Genomic DNA, 9,968 nt, shown 5'->3' on the forward strand with positions numbered 1-9,968 from the left:
CTTTCCACCTCTATCGTAGTACCCGAGAGAGTCTTATAATCGAATCCTAGCATGACATCGGATTTTGAATGGGTTAATGTAGTTTAATTGTCTATTTATATCACAACCGTACGCTTATTATCACAACTTCTAGCTAATTCAGGTTCAAAATAATATTAGTATGATAGTACTACCAAGAAAGGAGTTGCTGGGCGACCGCGAGGGGTAGTCAGATCGTCCGAGATCACACTGATCTGGCTGAGAAAGCCGATACGACGCTAAGGCAGTCGAAACCGTCGTTGGTGAGCGGGATTCCGTGACGACTGCAGTCGACAAGGGTTACTCGTCTGGCTCGAATTCTCTTGATTGACCCTCGATCACCGTTGCGGCGTCATCTAGCATTTCGCCAGCCGTCGCGACGACGTCGTCGAGGGTCGCGATTCCGACGAGCGTTCCCTCGTCGTCGACGACTGGAATCCGCCGAACCCGACCTTCAGCCATCGTCGCGGGGAGGTCGACTGCCGTGGCGTCCTCGTGGATTGTCACCGGATCCGGCGTCATGACGTCTTCGGCAGTCAGTTCGGACAGGTCGTCATATCGGGCTACGGCGAGGGCGATGTCACGATCGGTGACGATGCCAACCGGCTTGTCATCCTCGGCGATCACGAGATCGCCGAGTTCCTCGTCCAGCATCGTCTGGGCGAGTTCTTTGACTGATGCGTCCCTGCTGGCCGTGATGACGTCTACCGCGAGATTCTTGACTGGCATGATCCACATAGAAATATGTTGACTGTTCACAAATAGCCGACCTGCTTCTACCAGTAGATGGGAATCTTGAGTCTCTTCATCAGGCCCCACAGAGTGGTTTGTCCCCGATAAATGGAATTCATCGCATGTCTTCGAGACTGATGAACGAGCCTTCTTTCGCCGTAATCCAGGTGGTCAGGCGTTCGAAGTCGGTCGCGTCGGGGGGAAAGACCGTGCATTCGGCGGGGCGGTTTTGAGAGACGATGATTTCAGCAGCTAACACCGGGGGCAAGTCTTCGGGAGTCGCTTTGATCGGAAGTTGGTCGTCTTCGTCGTCCGTCGCGCGTTCGTTCATCGTAATGAACCTCCGTGGGGAAGCCTCTGTGAAGGAGTACGGCCGATAATCCAAAAACTACCCACTATACTTCCCATTCTTCGAGAAATCCAGATGGCCGACACCCACTCATGACTCAGCAGCTGAGTCATGAGAGAGTTCTGGGCGCTCGTCCTTGACCACGGAGAGTATACTTACTTCTCGACTTCGTATGGAGACATCCGTATGTACGACAATATCCTCGTCCCGACCGATGGTAGTCCAGGTGCCGAAAACGCGACCGCCCGTGCCTTCGACCTCGCGCGAACCGGCGACGCGACAATCCACGTCCTTCACGCCGTCGGTCCCGACTTGACCTCGGTCGGCCTGGATTCAACGGATATTGAAGAATTCCGATAGCAGTCCGAAAAGCGCGGGCGGGAGGCGACCGTTCAGATCCAAGAGCAGGCGACGGATCTCGGGCTTGATGCCGTCCGGGCCGTACGTGAAGGAACCACGTATCGGGCGATACTCGAGTACATCGACGAGAACGAGATTGATCTGGTGGTGATGGGAACGCATGGCCGGACCGGGGGGGAACGAACGTAGCTCGGCAGTACCACAGAACGGGTGATCGCGCTCGCGAACGTCCCAGTCATGGCCGTCCGTCTGGCTGAGGACGGAATTGTTCCCGAATCGGGATATGGGATGTACAACCACGTCGTGATTCCCACTGACGGGAGCGATGCTTCCGAACGTGCGGCCGATCGCGCGCTCGGTATCGCTGAACGATACAGCGCCGATGTCCACGTGATCTACGTCATCGACACGACGACCTATGGGTTCGAAGACGCTCCCCGGAGTATCGTCGGTCTCCTCAAGCAAGGGGGGCAGAACGCAGTCGAGGAGATCGAGACCAATGCTCGTGATCTGAACCTTCCGGTGACAACTGAAGTTCTCCGTGGTATTCCTCACGAGAAGATTCTCGAGTATGCGTCAGGTGTTGACGCCGACGTGATTGCGATGGGGACTCGCGGTCGGACTGCGGACACAGACCGGCTTCTCGGGAGCACGACTGCACGCATCGTCAGGCGATCCGACGTGCCAGTGCTAACGACCGCGTGATTTCCATGAGCGTGGAAACTCTCTGCCAGATCGGCGAATCGGCACTTGCCAACTACCAGTGTCGGCAGTGTGGTGCGCTCGTATGCAGTGCCCACTACAACGAAGATACCGGATTGTGTATTGACTGCGTATCAAGTATCTACGACACTTCGTCTGACAAGTAAACAAAGAGTTGATTCAGTATTGGTTGCGAACAGCGACGCTAAATCGACTATCTTCGGGCTTCAATCTCTCCACAAGCGAATTAGGATATCTCTGGCTCCTCGATGACGTCATCGAGCCCCGGTCTGTCGCTGCCGTATCGAGATAGTCCGCGATGTCTGTCTCTTCTCTATGTTCGTCGTATCGTACAGGAATTTCGATCTGCTGTTGTTCAGTGACTGTTGACTGGCCAGTGATGGTTTTCGAACAGCGTCGCGAAATGCGTGCTCCGATCGGGATGATCTGCCATGTTCTTCAGTCACCTATCACCGAAATGAACGACACGGCCTGTTCAGGGCTCTTGCGCTGTGACACCCGCACCTCCGTCTCTCCCCGAGGCCCGAGTGAAATGACGACATCGTCGACCAATCGGGCATACTCATTGGCGTGTTTCCCGGACTGACGAATGCGGGTCCGTTCTTCGAGCAGACCGGCCTCGGTAAGGAGATCGAGTTTGCGATACGTCGTCGACAGCGGAAGATCGTGAGCTTCGGAAACCTCCTTCACCGTTAACGCTTGTTCACGTGTCGCATCGAGAATAGCACGACAGTCAGCATCGTCGAGCGCATCGAGGAGCTGTTGAACAGCACTCTCAGCAACGATGGTTTGCACGTCATTCGCGGACTCTTCGGATGTATGGACAGACGCCATCGATGACCGGCTCATATATGAATGTGACAGCGGCCACAGGGAGTAAGACGCACCCACACTATCCGGGCAGGTTTAATAACAACGAGACGGACACTCTCGGATTCTTCCGGCTTGGACCAGGGGAAGCCCGGCTACATCCGAGCGCACGGAACGAGGACAGCGGCACCCATCCTCTAGAGGAGGTCTTCCAGAATTTTCGATTCCGCCGCCGTGAGATGTTCCCTGAATGTGGAGGGATTGATATCAAGCTCCGCCGCAATTTCCGTTGCGTTGGACCGCCGTGGACGATCGAAGTATCCCTTCTCGTAGGCGGTTTCCAAGATTTCGAGCTGACGGTGAGTGAGCTTGCCCCGGTCTACGAACACACTATCTTCGGCTTGCTCTCCGGCCGGAGACTGGACCAATCGTTTGATATTTATCTCGGGAAACTGGTCATGAAGTTCGCCAATCACCTCCTGTAGTTGGTCGTAATCGGCTGCGTGAAACACGATTGTCAGTGTTCCATTCCGAGCAACGTATCGAGCGACGGGACACCCGAATTGACCGAGACATTCGCACGGACAGTCCACACCGTCATCGTGGGTAAACCGGTACCGATCTGAGGACCTGTGTGAGAAAATCGGAGTCATGTCTACCTCAAAGTCGCCATCTGCGTCCATCGAAAACTCCGTCACACACTCCGTACGATCGGATGAACAGACGTTCGTCGCCACCGAGTTAATCGTCGTCTCTGCCGCCGCCGAGAGTTCGACGATCGGACAGATGTCCGGGGTATCGAACTCCACTTCGGCTCGGATCCCAGGCGGCATGAGAGCATTCAAAATACATTATGAAGATACTTTAGTATACAGGTGCCGCCCCCTGAACGGAGGATACCAGTATGTTCTCGGCGCACAACACTCGAATCAGCCCTCACAGTGGTTCAAATAGGACCCCCGATTGCTTTGGCGAGTCGGTAGCGGAACCCCCGATCAGGAGGAATCAGCGTCCCGCTCCATTTCAGCTCTCCGTCCACTCAATTCGTCCGAATCGAGTCGATAGAGCTGAACGTTGAGAGCTGGCAGCGAGTCTCCCCAGATCTCGAAGAGCGGGCGTTTGGCCTCGCCGTATTGCTCCATATGTTCGACAGTCAACTCGTCCCGACTAATCTCACTCAGGGTACCAGTCGCGACAACACTCGTGTAGATAGGGTCGTCTTCTTCGTATACGACGAGACGAGCATGTGGTGACGATTTTAAGAACTCTCGTTTCTCGCTCTCGGGATTCGAAATCAGGCGCAGATAGAATCGATGGTCACTATCGTAACCGTACGATATCGGGACCGCGTACGGTTGTCCCTCGCGAGCCAGAGATATCACCCCCGTTTCGTGCCGCCCGAGGAAAGAATCGATCTCTTCGTCCGAGAGTATCGTTTCTTCATCCAGTAGCATTGTCAATCGTGTGCTACCTCACGGGGCAGACTTTAGTATCTACCCCAAGGGTTACGATAGCCCCGACGCGAGCAAAGTGTCCTCATCCTGAACGCTCTTTGCCGATTTTCCTCAAGATGGCAACGGAGTATCCGAGGAGAAGCTATCGTATCCCATATAAACTATAGAAGTATAGTTCTACTGTGGCAAACATATAAGCAATTAAGACAAATCAGATAACGAGTCTTCCGTAAACGCCTCCTCCGTCACGGGAAACCCGCAGATGACGCATCCTCTTTCGATGAGCGTATTTTTCATCTTTTTGTCTACTTCTAAATGTTCTTCGCACTCAGGACAGACAAAAGCGTATCCTTCGCTCTCTTCACCGTTCATCATATCCTATAATATAGGCTCTCTTCATAAATGATACCCTCCTTTTCCGAATCTATGAGAAACTAGGGTCTCTGAAGGTCTCAGAAGCCAGCGCGAATCCCAGTTGCCGAATTTCTTAGCCAGCGCTACTCTCGGTCTGAAGGGGTTGATTGATCGGGGTTCCCACTCGTATCCTCGTCCGTTCGTTTGTTAGCTTATTGAACGTGTTCGATTTATAGAGGGGATAGATGACGTTTTTGCCAGGACAGTAATCCGAGAAACGATCTGACCTTCGGATCGGATAAATCCGACGATCAACCACCTGTATCACGTCCGAAGCAGGACGGGGTCGGATCACCTTTCCGCTGGTTGCGTTCGAGATCCGGAAACGACCGTTCGAAGCAACATTCACTGCTCTCCTGCAAGATATTCCATCGCCTCTTCGTCTGAGACCTGGTCGAAGCGCTCATAGAACTGGCCGACACCCATAAAACTGCTCGGCGTCTTGAGACAGATCACCTCGTCAGCCAATTCCTGTAACTTGTGAACGGTGTCGGGTGGCCCAACCGGAACCACCAGCACGATGCGTTCGGCGTCGGTTTCCCGGAGCATCTGGAGACACGCTCTGGCGGTCGAGCCCGTGGCAACTCCATCATCAACGACGACGACGGTCTTCCCGGTCAGGTCGGGCTCGGATCGCTCACCTCGGTAGCGGTTGGCCTTCTGACGCGCGTTCTCGGCTTCCCGCTCGCGCTCCTGTTCGAAGTATTCCTCGTTGGCGCCCGTCCCGCGGAAAGCCTCATCGTTCCGCCAGACGCTGCCGTCACTGGCGACGGCACCGATGGCCAGCTCAGGGTTGCCTGGCGCACCGATCTTCGACGCAACGACGATATCGAGCGGGACGTCGAGCACATCGGCGACGGCCCGTCCGAGCGGGAGACCCCCCCGAGGGATAGCGAGCACCATATCCACGTCGACCTCCCGCTCGCGGAGCGCTTCTCCGAGTTGTGTTCCTGCCTCAGTACGATCTTTGAATCGGAGAGAGTCTGGCATGAATCTTCAATAGAAAGAGATGCTACAGCGGCCTGTAGCATGTGGCTGTTCTCACGAGCTCGGAATGACCGTGTGAATAATGCCCACGGCGAGTGTCGAGGGCAGTATGTCCCAAACGACCGAGAATCTCGTCCATATCCCGGTCGACGACGTCGAACTCGAGGGCATCCTTGAACTTCCGGACGGAGCGGGGCCTGGTGGTCTTCGCCCACGGGAGCGGACCAAGTCGGAAAAGCCCGCGCAACAACTTCGTGGCGGAGGTCATTCGCGACCGAGGGCTCGGAACGCTCCTATTCGGCCTGCTGACCGAAGAAGAAGACCAAATCCGCGAGAACCGCTTCGATATCCCGTTGCTGACGGACCGTCTCGTTGCCGTCATAGAATGGCTGTGGAGGCGTGACGCCACTTGTGATCTGAACGTGGGCTACTTCGGCTCCAGTACCGGGGCGGCGTCTGCACTCCGAGCAGCGGCCCGTCTGGGAGACGATATCGACGCGGTCGTCTCGCGTGGGGACGCGTCGACATGGCGTCCGAGTTCCTCGACGAAATCACGATGCCGACGCTGTTCATCGTCGGCGGCGACAACACGCAGGTCGAACTCAATCGCGAGGCCTACGACCAACTTCCCTCCGAGAAGGAACTGCATGTCGTCGAGGGAGCGGGACACCTCTTCGAAGATGAAGGTGAACTCGAAGAAGTCGCGGACGTGGCGGCCGATTGGTTGTCGGGACGCTACGGTGAGCGTACCTGTATGATATCAGTTACACGTACTGATTCAGAAAGCTCCGCGAATTCCAAGTGGCTGGGAAATTCCCTAATGGCATTATCTTTGCGCAATAATATGTGACCACGTATGGACACGAACGTCCACTAAGCCGACGCCACTATCGGCTGGGAAGGAGTGTCGCGATGCCTACTCGGAAGTGTCACGGAAAAGGTCGTTCGTCTGGCGTCGATCCCCGTTCTTACGGTGCGGATGCAGCCCGACGAGCAACTGGCGGTCCCCTACGGGAACATCCCCATCCCAACCGACGGGAGTGCCGGTACGAGTCACGCTGCCGAGCATAGCGTCTCTTGATGCAACCGTTCACGCGCTATCCATCGTGGATGATGCGTCGCTCTGTCTGGATATTCGCTCGACTGGACCGAGACGAGAAGGAGAAAAGTGGCGACTGATGCCGTTGACGACCTCGTCTCCGAGATAGAGACACACAGTATCACGAACATCGTCAGGCACACCGAACACGGGACGCCGATCAAGGGCATACTCGACACAATCGAATCGAGTGACATCCATCTCGTCGTGATGGGGACGACAGGGCGACGCGAGACTGATCGAATCCTACTCGGAAGCGTCGCCGAAAAGACCGTTCGCTCTGCGCCCGTCCCCGTCATCACGGTTGAACACGGGGAGTAGCGGTTCCGTGGGTGTCGCGTGGCTATACTCCTCCTCGTTTCATTCACTGCGAGACTCAGTAATAGGGTATATGATCCCGCTCAGCCGGGGCCTCCGTCTTGTTGCTGGCCTCAAATTCTTTTCCAGTTAACAGAATTTCATTGAGGAGGTGGTATAATTGAATTCAAAGATTGACCGGATGACTGGACTATTACCCAACCTGCACTCTTTTTAAGACACCGGTATGATATCTCGGTGCAGGACAATCACTCCTATCTCGAAAATGACGCGTACTCCCAGAAAATCAATGGATGGAATTTCCTGAGCGATGGTCGATCCTCTAACATCCCCCCTCAGTGAAGTCGTCTTACATCTCCTCCTCGCGGGTGGTCTCGGCGCGCTCATCGGTCTGGAACGAGAACAGAGCGAATCCGGGGGGACCTTCGCCGGGAGCCGGACATTTCCGCTGATCGCACTTTATGGGGCGCTCGTTCAGGCGTTTTTCCCGGCCATGCTCCCGCTCGCTGTGGGAACGCTCGCCGTACCCCTTACCGTAGCCTACGTCGGGAAAATCTGGTACGAAGAGGATATCGGCTTGACGACGCTCATTGCCGCCCTCGTGACGATCATCCTCGGTGCAATGGTAATGCATTCAGACCAGGGTGCGGTCGTCGCTATTATTGCCGGCGGCGCCGTCACTGTGCTTCTCTCGGTGAAGGATCCGATACATGAATTCGCCGATCGAATCGAAGAGAACGAACGGTGGGCGTCGGCGAAATTTATCCTCGTCGTCCTCGTCGTACTACCTGCGCTTCCCGACCGATCGCTTGACGCCCTCTACGGCCTCAATCCAAGATTCATCTGGTTGATGGTCGTCTTCGTCACCGGTCTCGGATTCGTGGCGTATCTGCTCGGACAAACGCTCGGCCCAGAACGAGGAATCGCCCTCACGGGAATCATCGGTGGATTTGTCTCGTCTACCGCGACGACGGTCTCGATGGCGGAGAAGACGACCCAGAACGCGACACTCTATCACGTCTGTGCATTCGCGGTCGTCACCGCCTCCATCGTGATGTTCCCCCGAGCGCTCATCGAGATTGCGGTGGTCAACCCCGACCTGCTCTCGAGCGTCGCGCTGCCGCTGGGAGCGATGACTGTAGTCGGTGCGGTTGCTGCCGGGGTGTTGTATTGGTTGACTGCGTCCGACGAGACGGTCGAGCCGGAAGAGCTCAAGAACCCGTTTCGCCTGCGGCCTGCTCTCCTTTTCGGGGTTATATTCGCGGCCGTGTTGCTTGTCTCCGAATACGCCAACGAGTGGTTCGGCGCATCGGGGGTGTACGCGACCGCGTTCTTCTCCGGGCTCGCCGATGTCGATGCGATGACGATCACGTTGAGTCAACTCGCAGCCGAAGGGGCAGTCTCGACAGAGGTCGCTACGACAGGAATCGTCATCGCGGCTATCGCAAACACCTTCGTCAAGGCCGCGTTAGCGTGGATCCTCGGCACCCACAGGCTGGGAAGACTCGTGTCGATTGTACTCGGTATCGTCGTTCTGAGCGGTCTAGCTTTTCTCGTTGTCTAAATTGTCCTCTGACCCCCTGACGTTCTCGTTGAACGTTGTCTCGCAACGTTGCGGAAGACAACTATTTTACCAGGAGCGAGCATCTGAGTCCGGAAGAGAACCCAAATCCTATGTACTAATCAAGCAATCTTCGGGACAACGAATAAATGAGTCCTATCTCATTCTTCTTCTCTTTGAGTTCCGGGTGGTCGCTACAGCTACTCCCGGTGCAGCTTCCGGTCTCGCTCGACGTCGTCGTCGTACTGGCGATTATCGCTATCGTCTTCGTCCTCTTCGTCACCCAGCCGGTTCCGATCGATGCCACCGCGGTCGGTCTCGTAGTTGTCCTCATCCTCCTCGGCGAGTGGACGGGCGTGTCGCCGGAGCAAGGGGTCTCTGGATTCTCGAATCCCGCAACGCTCACCGTCTTGGCGATGTTCGTCCTGAGCGAGGGCGTCCGACAGACCGGCGTCATCCAGATCCTGACGCGGAAACTGGTCGCGTTCGCCGGAGACAACGAATTCCGGCAATTGCTTGCCACGGTCACGCTCTCCGGACCGCCGGGCGGGGTCGTCAGTAACGTCTCGGTTGTCGCCGTGTTGATCCCTGCGATAATGAACCTCGCCCGGCAGACGAAGACGTCGCCCTCGAAGCTCCTGATACCACTGTCGTTCGCCTCGATGCTCGGTGGCATGCTCACCGTCGTCGGGACAATTACGAACCTCCTGGCGAGCGAGGTGTGGGTCCAGGTCGGTGGTCCCGACGCACAGCCGTTCGACCTACTCGAGTTCACGCACCTGGGCGCGATCGTCTTGCTCGTGGGGATCGTGTACCTGCTTACGGTCGGTCGATACCTCACTCCAGCACGGATCGAGCCGGCGGAGTCGTCCACCGACGCGTTCGGCATGACCGACTACCTCACCGACGTCGTCGTCATGGAGGACTCGCCGCTCGTCGGTTCCCGGGTCGGAGAACTGAGCGAGCGGGACCTCGATCTCGACGTGTTCCAGATCGTTCGTGGCAACCGGACGCTTGCCCGCGGGCTCGGATCGGAACGGATCCAGGTCGGCGACGTCCTCTCCGTCAGAGCCGACCAAGAAACCCTCCAAGAGGTCATCGAGCAGGACCATCTGCAGCTGTTACCGGAAGTTATGGAGGCGG

General features: G+C 56.3%; 10 protein-coding genes and 3 pseudogenes. 6 read left to right on the forward strand and 7 right to left on the reverse strand.

Annotation, left to right across the window (positions count from 1 at the left end):
• Positions 1-318: 318 nt before the first annotated feature.
• Together EGH23_RS23495 and EGH23_RS23500 are read right to left on the reverse strand one after the other, a co-directional pair.
• A complete protein-coding gene (locus EGH23_RS23495) occupies positions 319-747 on the reverse strand; it encodes a CBS domain-containing protein (protein ID WP_220582417.1) in 429 nt (142 codons plus the stop codon).
• A 118-nt stretch (positions 748-865) separates the two neighbouring features.
• Positions 866-1,081, reverse strand: coding sequence for a DUF7511 domain-containing protein (locus EGH23_RS23500; RefSeq protein WP_220582418.1), 216 nt, complete (start codon positions 1,079-1,081; stop codon positions 866-868).
• Between the two features lie 204 nt (positions 1,082-1,285).
• Between EGH23_RS23500 and EGH23_RS26640 the strand changes: the two are divergent.
• Both EGH23_RS26640 and EGH23_RS23515 read left to right on the forward strand, forming a co-directional pair.
• A pseudogene (locus tag EGH23_RS26640) lies at positions 1,286-1,648 on the forward strand (universal stress protein).
• A 48-nt stretch (positions 1,649-1,696) separates the two neighbouring features.
• A complete protein-coding gene (locus EGH23_RS23515; protein WP_220582420.1) occupies positions 1,697-2,164 on the forward strand; it encodes a universal stress protein in 468 nt (155 codons plus the stop codon).
• A gap of 456 nt (positions 2,165-2,620) precedes the next feature.
• Here EGH23_RS23515 and EGH23_RS23520 read toward each other — a convergent pair whose 3' ends face one another.
• The 5 genes from EGH23_RS23520 to EGH23_RS23540 all read right to left on the reverse strand — a co-directional run bounded on the left by EGH23_RS23520 (position 2,621) and on the right by EGH23_RS23540 (position 5,850).
• Positions 2,621-3,031 (reverse strand): winged helix-turn-helix domain-containing protein, encoded by a 411-nt coding sequence (locus EGH23_RS23520; protein WP_236045040.1) that lies wholly within the window; start codon positions 3,029-3,031, stop codon positions 2,621-2,623.
• Between the two features lie 158 nt (positions 3,032-3,189).
• On the reverse strand, positions 3,190-3,825 hold the full coding sequence (locus EGH23_RS23525; RefSeq protein WP_220582421.1) for a helix-turn-helix domain-containing protein: 636 nt from the start codon (positions 3,823-3,825) through the stop codon (positions 3,190-3,192).
• 162 nt (positions 3,826-3,987) lie between these two features.
• On the reverse strand, positions 3,988-4,446 hold the full coding sequence (locus tag EGH23_RS23530) for a pyridoxamine 5'-phosphate oxidase family protein (RefSeq protein WP_220582422.1): 459 nt from the start codon (positions 4,444-4,446) through the stop codon (positions 3,988-3,990).
• A gap of 201 nt (positions 4,447-4,647) precedes the next feature.
• Positions 4,648-4,818, reverse strand: a complete 171-nt coding sequence (locus EGH23_RS23535; RefSeq protein ID WP_220582423.1) for a DUF7560 family zinc ribbon protein — start codon at positions 4,816-4,818, stop codon at positions 4,648-4,650.
• Between the two features lie 387 nt (positions 4,819-5,205).
• Positions 5,206-5,850 carry a phosphoribosyltransferase gene (locus tag EGH23_RS23540; RefSeq protein ID WP_220582424.1) on the reverse strand — a complete coding sequence of 215 codons (645 nt, stop codon included), beginning with the start codon at positions 5,848-5,850 and terminating at the stop codon, positions 5,206-5,208.
• A gap of 106 nt (positions 5,851-5,956) precedes the next feature.
• Between EGH23_RS23540 and EGH23_RS27370 the strand changes: the two are divergent.
• From EGH23_RS27370 to EGH23_RS23565, 4 genes and pseudogenes are all read left to right on the forward strand, one after another.
• Positions 5,957-6,589, forward strand: a pseudogene (locus EGH23_RS27370) (dienelactone hydrolase family protein); the annotation flags it as partial.
• Positions 6,590-6,733: 144 nt separating this feature from the next.
• A pseudogene (locus tag EGH23_RS27375) lies at positions 6,734-7,267 on the forward strand (universal stress protein); the annotation flags it as partial.
• A gap of 307 nt (positions 7,268-7,574) precedes the next feature.
• Positions 7,575-8,828: an MgtC/SapB family protein gene (locus EGH23_RS23560; protein ID WP_220582427.1), complete on the forward strand. Its 1,254-nt coding sequence runs from the start codon at positions 7,575-7,577 to the stop codon at positions 8,826-8,828.
• A 146-nt stretch (positions 8,829-8,974) separates the two neighbouring features.
• Positions 8,975-9,968 (forward strand): SLC13 family permease (locus EGH23_RS23565; protein WP_220582428.1); only part of this gene is annotated, 994 nt, incomplete at its 3' end.

This window comes from Haloarcula nitratireducens (genome assembly GCF_019599505.1).